The organism is Myxococcus sp. AM010 (assembly GCF_013372585.1).
Classification (GTDB): Bacteria; Myxococcota; Myxococcia; order Myxococcales; family Myxococcaceae; genus Myxococcus; species Myxococcus vastator.
Genome location: NZ_JABXEO010000092.1, coordinates 1 through 14159, shown reverse-complemented (window position 1 = coordinate 14159; position 14159 = coordinate 1). Strand labels below are relative to the sequence as shown.

The 14159-nt window shown below is 71.2% G+C and carries 9 protein-coding genes; 4 read left to right on the top strand and 5 right to left on the bottom strand.

Annotated features, from left to right (window positions below; genetic code table 11):
• Nucleotides 1-81: 81 nt before the first annotated feature.
• Nucleotides 82-4173: a DUF4215 domain-containing protein gene (locus tag HV826_RS30615; protein ID WP_176420602.1), complete on the bottom strand. Its 4092-nt coding sequence runs from the start codon at nucleotides 4171-4173 to the stop codon at nucleotides 82-84.
• 20 nt (nucleotides 4174-4193) lie between these two features.
• Nucleotides 4194-6035 carry an OmpA family protein gene (locus HV826_RS30610; protein WP_176420601.1) on the bottom strand — a complete coding sequence of 614 codons (1842 nt, stop codon included), beginning with the start codon at nucleotides 6033-6035 and terminating at the stop codon, nucleotides 4194-4196.
• A gap of 357 nt (nucleotides 6036-6392) precedes the next feature.
• Between HV826_RS30610 and HV826_RS30605 the strand changes: the two genes are divergently transcribed.
• The 3 genes from HV826_RS30605 (at nucleotide 6393) to HV826_RS30595 (ending at nucleotide 10674) form a co-directional block, all read left to right on the top strand.
• A complete protein-coding gene (locus tag HV826_RS30605) occupies nucleotides 6393-8540 on the top strand; it encodes a sigma-54-dependent Fis family transcriptional regulator (protein WP_176420600.1) in 2148 nt (715 codons plus the stop codon).
• A gap of 176 nt (nucleotides 8541-8716) precedes the next feature.
• Nucleotides 8717-10237 (top strand): aldehyde dehydrogenase, encoded by a 1521-nt coding sequence (adh, locus tag HV826_RS30600; RefSeq protein WP_176420599.1) that lies wholly within the window; start codon nucleotides 8717-8719, stop codon nucleotides 10235-10237.
• Nucleotides 10237-10674, top strand: coding sequence for a DUF779 domain-containing protein (locus tag HV826_RS30595; protein WP_176420598.1), 438 nt, complete (start codon nucleotides 10237-10239; stop codon nucleotides 10672-10674). Before adh ends, HV826_RS30595 begins: the two co-directional genes overlap by 1 nt.
• A 13-nt stretch (nucleotides 10675-10687) precedes the next feature.
• On the opposite strand, the gene HV826_RS30590 is transcribed toward HV826_RS30595, so the two are convergent.
• Complete coding sequence (locus HV826_RS30590; RefSeq protein WP_176420597.1) at nucleotides 10688-11032, bottom strand: hypothetical protein; 345 nt, start codon at nucleotides 11030-11032, stop codon at nucleotides 10688-10690.
• A 40-nt stretch (nucleotides 11033-11072) separates the two neighbouring features.
• On the opposite strand from HV826_RS30590, the gene HV826_RS30585 reads away from it, so the two are divergent.
• The gene (locus tag HV826_RS30585) at nucleotides 11073-12398 is read left to right on the top strand and encodes a tetratricopeptide repeat protein (protein ID WP_176420596.1); all 1326 of its coding nucleotides are present in this window, start codon (nucleotides 11073-11075) and stop codon (nucleotides 12396-12398) included.
• On the opposite strand, the gene HV826_RS30580 is transcribed toward HV826_RS30585, so the two are convergent.
• Nucleotides 12379-13710 carry a pitrilysin family protein gene (locus HV826_RS30580; protein WP_176420595.1) on the bottom strand — a complete coding sequence of 444 codons (1332 nt, stop codon included), beginning with the start codon at nucleotides 13708-13710 and terminating at the stop codon, nucleotides 12379-12381. The two genes, HV826_RS30585 and HV826_RS30580, sit on opposite strands and share 20 nt — an antisense overlap.
• Nucleotides 13707-14159: nitrogen regulation protein NR(II) (locus HV826_RS30575; protein ID WP_255217497.1), on the bottom strand; the 453-nt coding region annotated here is incomplete at its 5' end. The genes HV826_RS30575 and HV826_RS30580, both read right to left, overlap by 4 nt.

Below are 14159 nucleotides of genomic sequence, written 5' to 3'. Positions count from 1 at the left end.
CGCCGGGAGGTCCACGAGGCCGGCGGGGGGGCCTCTGAGGGAGATGTGGACCTCCCGACGGAAAGGTGTCGCGGTCAGCCCTTAACTTCGCTTCCTCCGGCGAAGGCCAAGCAGGCCGAGGAGCGCCAGCCAGGACGCGGCGGGAGCCGTGCTGCAGCCACCACCGGCGAAGGCCCGGGTGAGCTCCACCGTCCACGAGAACGCCGCGGGCGTGCTGTCCACGTTGCCCGCGCGGTCCGTGGCCCGCACGCGCAGGGTGTGCTGGCCCTCGCCCACGTCATAGCTGTCCCGGCAGGGCTCGAAGGGGCCCCCGTTCAAGCTGCACGCGTACGTGACGTCGTCCTCGGAGGCGTCGTACTCGAAGGTCGCCGTCCGGTCGCCGCCGCGCGAGGGCGGCGTGCGCGGGAGGAACGTGTCGGGCTCCTGGGTGTCGATGCTGAACTCGCTGGGCGCGGAGGGCTCGCTGGTGCGGCCCCCGTTGTCGGTGGCGGTGGCCGTCACCGTGTGCGGGCCCTCCTCCAACGGCTGGCTCGGCGTGCAGCTCCACGCGCCCACGTCGTTGGTGGTGGTGGTGCAGAGCACCGTGTCGCCCTCGTACACCGTCACCACCGTGCCCGGCGCGGACGTGCCGCTCAGGGGCGGCGTCGACGTGTTGAGCACCGCGCCGTCGGCGGGCCCGGTGATGACCGGCGGCTCCGTCGTGGACAGGGTGATGGTGAAGGTGACGGGCGTGGAGGTGGGGCCAGGGCTGCCACCCGGAGGCGTGCCGGTGGCCGTCACCGTGTGCGGGCCTTCGGCCAGGGGCGTGGTGGGCGTGCAGCTCCAGTTCCCCGCCGCATCGGCCGTGGCGGTGCAGAGGACGGCGCCGCCCTCGTACACCGTCACCTCGTCTCCCGGCGTCGCCGTGCCGCTCAGCACGGGCGTCTGCGTGTCCAGCACCGCGTCCGGCGCGGGGCCGGTGATGACCGGAGGCGCGGACGGCGAGTCGTCGATGATGAAGTCCACCGTCGTGGCCGTCTGCGGCGCGCCCGGGAAGGTGGAGGTGACGACGGCGGTGTGCGGCCCTTCCTCCAGGTCCGGCGGCAGCATGCAGCTCCAGTTCCCCTCCGCGTCGGCGACGACCGTGCACACCGGGGCGGGGTCGCCGTCCAGGTACACGTCCACGGTGGCGCCCGGCGTGGCGGTGCCCTCCAACTCCTCACCGGCGGTGCCGCCCGGCGTCGGGGGCGTGACGACAGGGGCCGTCTGGCAGATGGAAAGCGCGTCCACGCGGAACGTCACCGCCGTGTCGGAGTTGTTGGCCAGGTCGCAGTCGGTGTCGACCAGCGCGACGCGCACGTCGCCCGTGGCCGCCGTGAAGTCGCGGGACAGGGGGAAGCCCAGGGGCATGGCCTCGGCGCGCGTGGCCGACCCCGGACCACCAGTCGGTGTGCGGCCCAGCGAGAAGCCCTGGACCTGGGTGCCCGCGTTGGCGTTGACGCCGATGATGCCGGGGTACCAGTTGGCGCCACCCGAGTAGCTCACCGCGCCGGCCACGTACCGGATGCGGTAGCGGCCCGGCACGCCCAGCCCGGCCTGGATGGCCGCGTCAGGCAGCACGGGGGCGTCGATGTCCGACACCTGCGTGCAACTCGCGTTGCCCTGTCGGGTGATGAACACGCTGACGTCCGCCGTCTGGCACGCGGCGCCGCTCTCCACGGTGCACGAGGCGGAGCAGCCGTCCCCGTTGGCCGTGTTGCCGTCATCGCAGGCCTCGCTGTCCGCCTGGATGCCGTCACCGCACGTCATGGCGCACACCGACGGGATGCCGGTGCAGCCGAACCCGTCCTCGATGGCGCAGGTGGCCGAGCAGCCGTCGCCCGCCGTGGTGTTGCTGTCATCGCAGAGCTCCCCCTCGTCGAGGACGCCGTTGCCGCAGGCGTTGGGGCTGGTGCAGGTGTTGGTGGTGGGGTTGCAGATGCCGCCTTCGCAGACGCCAGACGCATTGCAGGGCTGGCCGTCCTCCAGGAGGCAGCGCGAGGAGCAGCCGTCACCGTTGTTCAGGTTGCCGTCGTCACACACCTCGGCGCCGGCGCGGACGCCATCGCCACAGGTGGTGGCGCAGGCGCTGGGCGCGCCGCTGCACGAATAGCCATCCTCCACGCGGCAGCTTCCGCTGCAGCCGTCGCCGCTGTCGAAGTTGCCGTCGTCGCACGCCTCGCCGCTGTCCACCGTGCCATTGCCGCAGGTGAAGAAGCACTGGTTGCCAGCGCCAGGGCAGCTCCAGCCCGGCTCCACCGAGCAGGTGGTGTTGCAGCCGTCGCCCGCCGTGGTGTTGCCGTCGTCACACGCCTCGGCGCCCGCGCGGATGCCGTCGCCGCAGAGGGTGGCGCAGGTGCTGGGCGCGCCGCTGCACGTGTAGCCCGTCTCCACGCGGCAGGCCGTCGAGCAGCCGTCGCCGTTGGTGTCGTTGCCGTCGTCGCACGTCTCGTTCACGTCCAGGGTGCCGTTGCCGCAGCTGGCGACGCAGACGGACGGGCCGGTGGAGGGCGTGCTGCAGGCGTAGCCATCCTCCACGCGGCACTCGGTGCCGCAGCCGTCCTGCGGGTCCAGGTTGCCGTCGTCGCACTGCTCGCCCGGGTCCACGTCGCCGTTGCCGCAGGTGAGCACGCAGGCCTGGCCCGGGGCGGGGCAGGCGTAGCCCAGCTCCAGGGTGCAGGCGTTGGAGCAGCCATCACCCAAGGTGGTGTTGCCGTCGTCGCACAGCTCACCCGCGTCCATCCGACCATTGCCGCACAGGGGCGCGCAGGTGGACGGAGCGCCCTGGCACTCGTAGCCGCGCTCGATGCGGCACGCCGAGGAGCAACCGTCCGAGTCGTAGGCGTTGCCGTCATCGCACTGCTCGCCCGGGTCGATGTCGCCGTCGCCGCAAGTCATCAAGCAGGCCTGGCCCGGGGTGGGGCAGGCGTAGCCGGACTCCACGCGGCAGCTCGCGTTGCAGCCGTCGCCCACCGTGGCGTTGCCGTCGTCGCACTGCTCCCCCGGGTTCAGCGTGCCGTTGCCACACGTCTGGGCGCAGGCGCTGGGCTGGCCGGTGCAGCCGTAGCCCGGCTCGATGCCGCAGGAGGCGGAGCAGCCGTCACCGTTGGCGGTGTTGCCGTCGTCACACTCCTCGCGCAGGGACACGGCGCCGTCGCCGCAGCGGTCGTCGTACGCGTCCACGAACAGGTAGCGGAAGGCGTTGGGTTCGGTGGCGGCGTTCTCGTTGCAGAGCTCGATGCGGTTGAGGCCCGCGCGCCACGGCGCGTTGGCGCCGAACTCGCGGAAGATGTTCTTCTGCCAGGGCTGGCCCGCCGGCTCGTTGACGACGGTGGGCGTGAAGTCCTGCCCGTTCACCCGCGCGCTGTCGAACTGGTTGTCGTTGAAGGTGGCCAGCCGCAGACGGAACTGCGAGACGTTGGTCGTCGAGGGCACCATGAAGTCCTGGTACACGCAGACAGGCGCGCCCAGCGGCGCCGCCATGAAGCGGGCCGTCTGGATTTCCTGGGGCCAGTCGTTGGCGGACCGCGAACCGGTGGCCGCGCCCGTGGTGGTGCCCGTGTAGAACCAGTGCGGATCCGGGCCGACCTCCAGCCGGCGGTTGTTCTCGTCCACGCCGGTGTTGAAGACCGTCACGCCCGCGCGCACGCAGCGGCTGGGGCTGCCGGCGCAGGCGAAGCCAGACTCCACCTCGCACAGGCGGCTGCAGCCGTCGCCCTCGAAGCGGTTGCCGTCGTCGCAGACCTCCTGCGCGTAGGACGGGTGGGCGCGGTTGTCGAACACGCCGTTGCCACACAGGGACAGGTCGCAGGTCGCCGTGCAGTCGGAGCCGTCGCTGTCGCAGGCCTCGCCGGAGTCGACGACGCTGTCGCCGCACAGGCTCGCCAGCGAGCAGGGACGCCCGGGCACGTGGCACAGGTAGCCTGCCTCGAGGGTGCCGGTGGCGGAGCAGCCGTCGCCGCTGGTGGTGTTGCCGTCGTCACACTCCTCGCCGGGCTCGAGCTGGCCGTCTCCGACGAGGGAGGCGGACCGGCTCACGAGCACGGGCTCGGTGGGGGCCGGGGCTGTGCGGGCGCCGCCCGAGTCACAGCCGGTCAGGGATGAGAGCAGCGCGAGACAGAGCGCCGCCGTCTTGAAGAGGACACGCGTTTTCATGGGGATGTCTGCCTCGGTTCTCAGTGGGTGTCGGGAGAGGGCTCGCCCTGTTGCGTCTGCACGCCCTCTGCGTCGCCGACGATCTTGAACTCCACGCGACGGTTCTTCGCGCGGCCCTGGGTGGTGTCGTTGTCGGCGATGGGCTGGGACGGACCGAAGCCCTTGGACTCCAGCCGCTCCCGAGCCACGCCCTTGCTCACCAGGTAGTGCACGACGGCGTCGGCGCGGCGCTGGGACAGGTCCAGGTTGTAGTCAGCGTTGCCGCGGTTGTCGGTGTGGCCCTCGACGCGCACCTTCTCCACTTCCGGGTGGGCGATGAGGATGTTGGCCACCGTGTCGAGCAGCTTGTTGCTGCGCGCGATGATGACGTCCTTGTTGTTCTCGAAGTAGACGGCCTCGAGCAGCTGGATGCGGTTCTCTCCAATCTGCGCGAGCTGCTTCTCCTTGCAGCCGTGGTTCTTCGCCGGGCCGGGCTCGGTGGGGCAGTTGTCCAGCCGGTCGACGAGGCCGTCACCATCGGTGTCCTTGTCGGGGCAGCCGCGGTTCTCCTTGGGGCCGGCCTCGTTGGGGCAGCGGTCGGCGGTGTCGAGCACGCCGTCGTTGTCGTTGTCCGGGTCGGGACAGCCGTCCTCGTCCTGGAAGCCGTCCTTGTCCTCGGCCTGGTCGGGGCACGTATCCTTGGCGTCGGAGAGGCCGTCCCCGTCGGTGTCCGGGTCATCCGGGCAGCCGTCGTGGTCCTCGAAGCCGTTGAAGTTCTCCGCCTCCTTCGGGCAGCGGTCGGCCAGGTTGGGCAGGCCGTCGCCGTCGTCGTCCCCGTCCGGGCAGCCATACAGCTCCGACAGGCCCTCGTCGGTGGGGCAGCGGTCGGCGGCGTTCTTGATGCCGTCACCGTCCAGGTCGAAGTCCGGACAGCGGGCGGGGTCATGGGGTTGACCCTCCACACAGGCGTTGGGCGTGGAGGAGGGGACGCCGAAGTTGAGGCCGGCGAGCACCCGGAATGACGGCGTGCCCGGCGTGCTGCCGAAGCCAGGGCCACCCATGGCGTAGAGCTCCGTGCCCGCGGGCATGGGGACGCGCACGCCCAGCAGCACCTCCATCGACTCTGGCGCATCCGCGACGGGCAGGGTGCCGCGCACCACCAGCTCCTGGCGGAAGCCCAGCAGGCCGGCGGACAGGTTGACGCCGCCGTTCAGCTCCGTGCCCAGCTCGTCGAGGTGCGGCTGCGTGTTGGGGGACAGCGCATACGTCTGGGTCCGCACCAGCGCGCCCAGGTCGGCGCCCACGCGCCACGTGCCGCCCAGCTGCTTGCCCAGGCCGAGCCGAGGCGAGAAGACGAAGCCCTGGTCCCGGGTGAGCGTCTCCGTGCTGCCAATGGGCAGGGCCGCGCCGAGGTGCAGGCCCAAATCCATCAGCCCGCCGCGCTGCTCGGAGAGGATTCCCGCGCGCGCCTGGACCCACGGCGTGCCCAGCGCGCTCGTGGAGGGCGTGGCGACGCCCAACGCCGCGGTGTCCGGTCCCCACTGGGACACGATGGGCACCTGCGCGCCGAGCTCCAGCCAGTCGGTGATGGCGTAGGCACCGCTGAGGTGGACCGTCACGCGATTGGAGACGATGACGCCTTGCCGCGCTCCACCGGAGACGAGCACCAAGGGCTCCTTCTCATAGTGTCCGGTGAAGCCGAGGCGGTACTCGCCGCGGGACATGAGGTCGCCGGTGGACAGCACCAGGCTGTCGCGTGCACCGGGGTTGAGTTGCAGCCGCTCCAGCTCGATGCCGGGGATGCGCTGCGCCTGGGCCTGGGCCGTGACCGCCCAGAGGACGGCCAGCCCTCCAAGCCATGGGTGATACGGATGTGAAGACAAGAGTTTCTCCCCCTCAACGTGTCGCCGGAAAAGCGCACGCGGGCGTCCGCCATACTTGAGACAGAGAATGGTTTGCACACAACGCGCCACGTTTGTCGCGGGGGGGGACCTCAGAGGTGTGTGAGAGGGACCTGTGAAGTGGGTTGGGTCCGGACGCGGGCGGTTGACGTGTCAGCGCGTGTGTCGCGCCGCCCCGGACGCGTCAATGACGTGTCAGGCGAGGTCCCGGCCCCGGACGCCTAAGGTGGGGGAGGGGGCCTCCCGAGTCGCATGGCGCACTGCGTCAGGTTGGGACAGGAACATTGCGGCGTTCCCAGGTTGTTGTCCCCCGCGGGATTCAACCAAGATTCCGGGTCCTTGGGGACGCTGACGCTCAGCGCATCACCGCTCCTGTGGGAGCAGTTCCTCGTGGGTGCGCTCGACGGGGAGGCGGGGCTGCGCCCGGAGTTGCGCTCCATCCTCCCCCGCTGGCAGCGCTCGCGTCTGCTGGGCGCCCCGAGCACCGGGCAGCCGGACGAAGGTCCCAGCGTGGGCAGTCTGGCGCTCATCGAGCGCCGGGCCCGGCTGGAGCCGGTGTGGCACGAGCTGGGCGGCATGCTGGAGCTGTTGTCGGCGGCGCCCCTTCCGTCAGGTCGGGTGGCGCTGCTCGCGGACCGCGAGGGCGTCATCCTGGCGACGCGCAGCTCTGGCGGGGACTTCACCCACCACGCGGACTACGTGCGCCTGGTGGAGGGGGCCTGCTGGGATGAGACGTCTCGCGGGACGAACGCCATTGGCACTGCCCTGGCGGAGTCCTCCGCCGTCGCGGTGGTGGGGCCGGCGCACTACGCGCAGCGGCACCATGGGCTCGTCTGCTACGCGGCGCCGGTCCATGACCCCTTTGGGGAGCTGGTGGCCGTGCTGGACGTCACGGGGCCGGCTGGCGCGGCGGATCCGCTGGTGCTGGTGGCGGTGGCCAGCGTGGCCCATGCCGCCGAGGCGCGGCTTCGCGAAGTCGCCTGGGCCCGGGTGGCCGCGGTTGCGCGGGGTGGGCTGGAGTCGCGCCTGTCGCGTGAGGATGGCCCGGTGCTCGTCGTCGAGCCCATGGGGCGCGTGAGCCGCTGCAACGCTACCGCGCGCGCGTTGCTCGGTGAGCAGGGGCCCGTGGGCGTGGAGGCGGCGCTGGGGGTCTCGTGGCGGGTGCTCACGGATGCGGCGTTGCGAGGCGTGGCGCTGGAGGCGCGTCTTCCTTCGCAGGGCCCGGTCTGGCGCATCCACGCGGAGGCGGTGGGGACGGAGGATGGGAGCTCGGCGCTCGCGGTGCTGGTGCGGCTGGAGTCCGCGGGGGGCCAGTCCCTGCGCGCGCCGCGAGAAGCGTCGCCGTCTGGTGGTGAGCCCCAGGGCATGACGCCCGGGAGCGCGGATTCACGCCCGGCTGTGGCGGAGCCTTCATCCGTGGGCCGTGCGCCGCGTGCACTGTCCCGGGAGCCGTGGGGGGCGGACACGGTCGCGCCACATGGACCGTGGGCGGCGCTCAAGGGGAGCGACCCGCAGCACCGCGCCACGCTGCGAGAAGCGGAGCGCTTCGCGCCGACGAGCCTGCCGGTGCTCCTGCTGTCGGAGACAGGCACGGGCAAGGAGCTCCTCGCCCGCGCGCTGCACGCGGCCAGCACGGTCGCCACGGGGCCCTTCGTGGCGGTGAACTGCGGCGCGCTGTCGCCCGCGTTGCTGGAGAGTGAGCTGTTCGGCCATGCGCCCGGCGCCTTCACCGGCGCGCGTGTCGGCGGCGCGGAGGGAAAGCTGGCGGCGGCGGACGGTGGAACACTCTTCCTCGACGAGCTGGCGGAGATGCCGCCCGCGCTCCAGGTGTTGCTGCTGCGGGTGCTGGAGGACGGTGCCTATTCGCGCGTGGGCGAGTCCCGCGTGCGGCGCTCGCGCTTCCGCCTGGTGGGCGCCACCTGCAGGGACCTGGACGCGGCCGTGCGCAGCGGCACGTTTCGCTCCGACCTCTACTTCCGCCTCCAGGGCGCGGTGTTGCGGCTGCCACCACTGCGCGAGCGCACCGACCTGCCTGAGCTGGCCCACGCACTCCTCAAGCGCCTGGCGGCAGAAGAAGGCCTGGCCACGCCAGGTCTCTCCGCCGCCGCGCTCACCCGGCTCGCCGCCCACCCCTGGCCCGGCAACGTGCGTGAGCTGAAGACGGTGCTGCGGTTGTCGTTGGTGCGTGCGGGCGGCGCCTCCGTGCTGGACGTGGACGCCCTGCCGCCAGGCCTGGGCAGCCCGCACTCGCCCGGGGGGCAGGTAGCGCCCCTGACCACCTCGCCGCTCGCTCCCAGTGCGCCGCGCCAGCCCGCCGCGGGTGCCGCCGCCGGCCCGCTGCGCGAGCTGGAGGCCCGCGCCATCCAAGAGGCCTTGGCGCTCAGTGGCGGCAACGTGGCGCAGGCCGCCCGGCGGCTGGGCATCGCACGAAGCACGCTCTACCGGATGGCGGAGCGCTTCGGCATCACGCTGCCCTCCCGCGCCTGAGCGTTCACTGGAGGACGGTGTCCATCGCGCGACGGACCTGTCGCGCTCCGCGCCATGCGTGTCCGGACAGGTGTCGCGGAGCGGGACACGACGCGCCGCGACGTCGACGGACGCGGGCACTGGCACGCGCGCTGCTCTGGGGTGTCCCGTCTACCAAACCACCCAAGGAGAGCGCAGTGATCTACGCCGCCCCCAATCAGCCCGGCTCCAAGGTGCAGTTCAAGCCTCGCTACCAGAACTTCATTGGCGGGCGTTGGGTCGAGCCCACGCGCGGCCAGTACTTCGAGAACATCAGCCCCGTGACGGGCAAGCCCTTCTGTGAAGTGGCACGCTCCACGGCCGAAGACATCGAAAAGGCGCTGGATGCGGCCCACGCGGCCCGGCTCTCCTGGGGCCGCACCTCGCCGACCGTCCGAGCGAACATCCTCAACAAGATCGCCGACCGGATGGAGCAGAACCTGGAGCTGCTCGCGGTCGCCGAGACGTGGGACAACGGCAAGCCCGTGCGTGAGACGCTGGCCGCGGACATCCCGCTGGCCATCGACCACTTCCGCTACTTCGCCGGGTGTATCCGCGCGCAGGAAGGCGGCGTGAGCGAGCTGGACCCCGACACCGTCGCCTATCACTTCCACGAGCCGCTGGGCGTCGTGGGGCAAATCATCCCCTGGAACTTCCCGCTGCTGATGGCGGCCTGGAAGCTGGCCCCGGCGCTGGCGGCGGGCAACTGCGTGGTCCTCAAGCCCGCGGAGCAGACGCCCTCCAGCATCCTGCTGTGGACCGAGCTCATCCAGGACCTGCTGCCCGAAGGGGTGCTCAACGTCGTCAACGGCTTCGGCGTGGAGGCGGGCAAGCCGCTGGCCAGCAGCCCGCGCATCGCCAAGGTGGCCTTCACCGGCGAGACGAGCACGGGCCGGCTCATCATGCAGTACGCCAGTGAGAACCTCATCCCCGTCACGCTGGAGCTGGGCGGCAAGAGCCCCAACATCTTCTTCGAGGATGTGATGGCGAAGGACGACGACTTCTTCGACAAGTCGTTGGAGGGCTTCGCCATGTTCGCGCTCAACCAGGGCGAGGTCTGCACCTGCCCGTCGCGCTCCCTCATCAGCGAGCGCATCTACAGCCAGTTCATGGAGAAGGCGCTCGACCGCGTCCGCAAGGTGACGCCGGGCAACCCGCTGGACACCGACACCAAGGTCGGCGCCCAGGCGTCCAATGACCAGTTGGAGAAGATCCTCAGCTACATCGACATCGGCAAGAAGGAGGGCGCCAAGGTCCTCATCGGCGGCGAGCGCGTGGCGCTGTCCGGCGACCTGAAGGACGGCTACTACGTGGCGCCCACCGTGTTCCAGGGCCACAACCGCATGCGCGTCTTCCAGGAGGAGATCTTCGGCCCCGTGGTGAGCGTGGCGACCTTCAAGGACTTCGACGACGCCATCCGCCAGGCCAACGACACGCTGTACGGCCTGGGCGCCGGCGTGTGGACGCGCGACGGGAACACCGCCTACCGCGCGGGGCGCGCCATCGAGGCGGGCCGCGTGTGGACCAACTGCTACCACATCTACCCCGCGCACGCGGCGTTCGGCGGCTACAAGCAGTCCGGCATCGGGCGGGAGAACCACCGGAAGATGCTGGACCACTACCAGCAGACGAAGAACCTGCTGGTCAGCTACAGCCCCAAGGCCATGGGCTTCTTCTGATGAGTGACGCCGGTGCCGGCCCCGGCACGGGCGGACAGGACGGCGCCACGGCGGTGGCTCGGGTGGATGTGACGCCCGAGGCCGCCGCCGTCATCCGCCAGCTCCGCGCCACGCACGGGCCCTTGATGTTCCATCAGTCGGGCGGCTGCTGCGACGGCAGCGCGCCCATGTGCTACCCCGTGGGGGACTTCCGCGTGGGCCAGCGAGACGTCTTCCTGGGCGAGGTGGAGGGCTGCCCCGTCTACATCGGCGGCGCGCAGTTCGAGTACTGGCAGCACACCCACCTCACCCTGGACGTGGTGAAGGGGCGGGGCGCGGGCTTCAGCGTGGAGGCTCCGCTGGGCGTGCGCTTCCTCACCCGCAGCCGCGTCTTCACGGACGAGGAATACGAACGGATGAAGGACGCGCCGCCGCCCCGGCGCGGACCTCCGGAGTAGCCGCTCCGCGGGCCTACGCCGCCTCGTCGAACACTTCCAGCGCGTCACGCACGCCGGGCAGCGCGGCGAGCAGCTCGAATTCGTCGGACTGGAGCATGGAGACGCGGCGGCCGGAGAGGCGTTCCATGAGGAGCTCGATGCGGTGTTCGCCCCTCCCAGTCGCGTGGCGGAAGATGCGCGCGCGGAAGCCCTCCGCGTGGCACGCGAGGATGTCCTTCTGGAGGCTGCGCAGCCTCCGGACCACCTTCAGCGCCGCTCGCCCCTCGGGGGTCTCGAACGTGTGGAAGTGCCGGTTTCGCGACAGCGGCTTGCTGGGGTCATGGAGCCTCTCCACGAGGCGCCGAACGAATGGGTCCATCGACGAAGGAGGATAACATCCGGTACCCTGGGCCTCAGCGATGCACCGTCATTTTCGAATCAGACCGTGGACCCTGGCGCTCCTTCCGCTGCTTGCTTGCAAAGAGCCGGAGGTTGCCGCCGCGGAGAACCAGGCCAGGCGGGCTCAGGTCGCATTGACTGAAGCCCGCGGCCACCTGTCCAGCGGACAGGCCAACGCCGCGCTCACCGCACTGCGCAGGGCCGCCACCGCGGCGCCCGACAGTCCGGAGCCGCACCTGCTCATGGCGCAGGCCCACCGCATGGCGGGCAACGAGGGTGCCGCCATCCTGGCGCTGAAGCAGGCGGCCTCCATGTCGCCGGGCTCGGACCCCACCATCCAGCGCCAGCTGGCCGACATCTACCTCCAGCAGGGCCTCACCCAGGACGCGCTCGCGGCGCTCATCACCATGCGCGACGCGGGCAACCTGCCGGACGCGGACGTCCTGCGGCTGGCCCGTATCCAGGCGCGCGAGGGGCAGATTGATGCCGCCTTCAAGACGCTGGAGAACCTCCTGCGGGAGAACCCCGACGACGCCGAGGCCAAGTCCGTCGAGGCCGAGGTGCTCTGGCTCAAGGGCGACGAGCTCCTGGCCGCCAACCTCATGGACCGGCTCCTCAACCAGGACCCGGCGCTGGCCTCCGCGCGGCTCTTGCGCGCGCGCTACTTCCTGGTCAGCGGCTTCCCGGACCTGGCGGAGTCCGACCTGAACGCCGTGAAGGGGGCTGACGCGGAGCGGCCGGAGGTGGTGACGCTGCGCGCGCGGGTGCTGCTGGCCCAGGGCCGGGCCGCGGACGCGGAGGAGGCCCTGCGCAAGCTGGTGGAGGCGCAGCCGCAGAACGCCGACGCGCTGGCGTGGCTGGCGGAGACGGTGCGCGTGCAGGGCCGCCGCGCGGATGCGCAGGCCCTGGTGGACCAGGCGCTCCAGCTCAACCCCCGGCTGGCCCGGGCACAGTACGTGCGCGGGCGCTCCCTGGAGGAGCAAGGGGACCACCGCGGCGCGGAGGAGGCCTACCGCTTCGCGCTGTCCGCGGAGCCCCGCTTCGCGCCCGTGCACGCCCGGATGTGGCGCATCCACCTGAAGGCGGACCGCGTCACGGACGCGGAGACGTCGCTGGAGCTGCTGCTGAGCATGAGCGAGGCCACCCTCGAGGAGAAGGCCCAGCTCGCCGCCCTCTACGCGCGGATGCAGACGAAGGTGACGCGGGGCCTCGAGCTCATCGACGAGGCCCTGAAGCGGGAGCCGGAGAACCCGGGCTACCGCCGCACCCAGAAGGCGCTGAAGGCGCTGCTGCCGAAGCCCAAGAAGAAGTCCTCGGGCCCGGTCATCATCCGCGGCCGCCGCTGACCACCGCCAGCGGCGCGGCCTCCGGCGCGGGAAGGCCGGGGGCCTCCGCCACCACGCGCTCCAGGGCCTTGAGGCCCTTGCGCTGGCCCACCGCCACCACCGTGAGGTTCTCCCGGTTGAAGTAGCGCCGGGCCACCTCACGCACGCGGGCGGCGGACTGCGAGTCCACCAGGTCGGCGCGGTGGCCGAACGACTCCGGCGTGCGGAACAGCTCCGTGCCGCCGAACCAGCCGGCCAGCTCGCCCGGCGAGTCCTGGGAGAACTCCAGCAGCATGCGGTGCCGGCGCTTGGCGCGCGCCAGCTCCTCTTCACCCACCTCGTGCTCACAGAGCGTGGACAGCACGCGGAAGGCCTCGGTGATGACCGTCGCGGCCTTCTCCGGGGCGCTGGCGGCTTCAATCTCGAGGAGCCCCGCGTCGTGGTAGCCGTCCAGCGACGCGCTCACGGAGTACGCCAGCCCGCGCTTCTCCACGATTTCGTAGGGCAGCCGCGAGGACAGGCCGTCATCCAGCACGCGGCGGATGATCTGCAGCGCGGGGTAGTCCTCGTGCTGCTCGGGGACGCCGCGGAAGTTGAGGCGGAACTCCGTCTGCGACTCGTCATGGCTGACGAAGTGCAGGCGGGGGCCCGCGGGCGTGAGGGGCGGCGGCGCCTCCACGCTGGACGGGCCGCGTGGGAGGCGGGCGAAGGCGCGCTCGGTCATCTCCAGGACCTCCGAGTGCTTCACCCGGCCGGCGGCGGTGACGACGATGTTCCCCGCGACGTAGTGCTGGGCGAAGTGCTCCAGGATTTGCGGGTGCATCAGGCGGGTGACGGACTCACGCGTCCCGGCGATCTTCAGGGCCAGCGGGTGACCGGGGAAGAGCAGGTGCTTGGACAGGTTGTCCAGGTCGATGTCCCGGCCCTTCTCGTCCACCTCGTCGAGCATCTCCTCGAGGATGATCTGCCGCTCCACCTCCATGTCGGTGAGGCGGGGGCGGGTGAGCATGTCGCCGATGATGTCCAGGCCCACGCGCAGGTGCGCGGGGTGGATGGGCGTGTAGTAGTACCCGTGGTCCCGGGTGGTGACGCCGTTGAGGTTGCCGCCGACCTCCTCCACGGCCGCGTTCATCTTCACCGTGTCCGGCCAGCCTTCGCTGCCTCGGAAGAAGAGGTGCTCCAGGTAGTGGCTGACGCCATTGCTGAGGAGCGTCTCGTGACGGCTGCCCGTCCGCACGTAGACGGCGAGCAGGGCGGTGTGGAGGTGGGGCGTCTCGACAGTGACGACGCGCAGCCCGGAGGGCAGCACGTCCCGGTACGTAGCGAAGCTCATGCGCGAGGAAGCCTTAACACGAAGGCCGTCCCCTGGCCGGGAATACTCTGGCAGGAGAGCGAGCCACCGTGCGCCTGGAGGATTTGCTGACTGACGGCCAGGCCCAGGCCAGTGCCTCCCTCCTTGGTGGTGAAGAAGGGCTCGAAGAGGTGCTGGCGGGCCTCCTCCGTCATGCCCTGTCCGGTATCCCTCACCGTGACTTCCACGGCGTCCTCCGCAGGACGGGTGATGATGGTGAGGCGGCCGCCGGAGGGCATGGCCTCGCGGCTGTTGCGCAGCAGGTTGAGGAAGACCTGCCGCAGCTGGCCCTCGTCTGCGAGCACGTGCGGGGTATCCAGGGCGAAGTCGCGCACCACGTTCACGCCGGCGCGCTCCAGCTCCTCGCGGGTGAAGTCGAGCACGGTGTCCAGCACGGCGGTGACGTCGCGAGGGTCCAGGTCGGGCCGGGG

Coding starts and splice junctions, on each gene's coding strand:
- HV826_RS30615 (WP_176420602.1), bottom strand. CDS start 4,173: ATGAAAACGCGTGTCCTCTTCAAGACGGCGGCGCTCTGTCTCGCGCTG.
- HV826_RS30595 (WP_176420598.1), top strand. CDS start 10,237: ATGAGTGACGCCGGTGCCGGCCCCGGCACGGGCGGACAGGACGGCGCC.
- HV826_RS30590 (WP_176420597.1), bottom strand. CDS start 11,032: ATGGACCCATTCGTTCGGCGCCTCGTGGAGAGGCTCCATGACCCCAGC.
- HV826_RS30585 (WP_176420596.1), top strand. CDS start 11,073: ATGCACCGTCATTTTCGAATCAGACCGTGGACCCTGGCGCTCCTTCCG.
- HV826_RS30580 (WP_176420595.1), bottom strand. CDS start 13,710: ATGAGCTTCGCTACGTACCGGGACGTGCTGCCCTCCGGGCTGCGCGTC.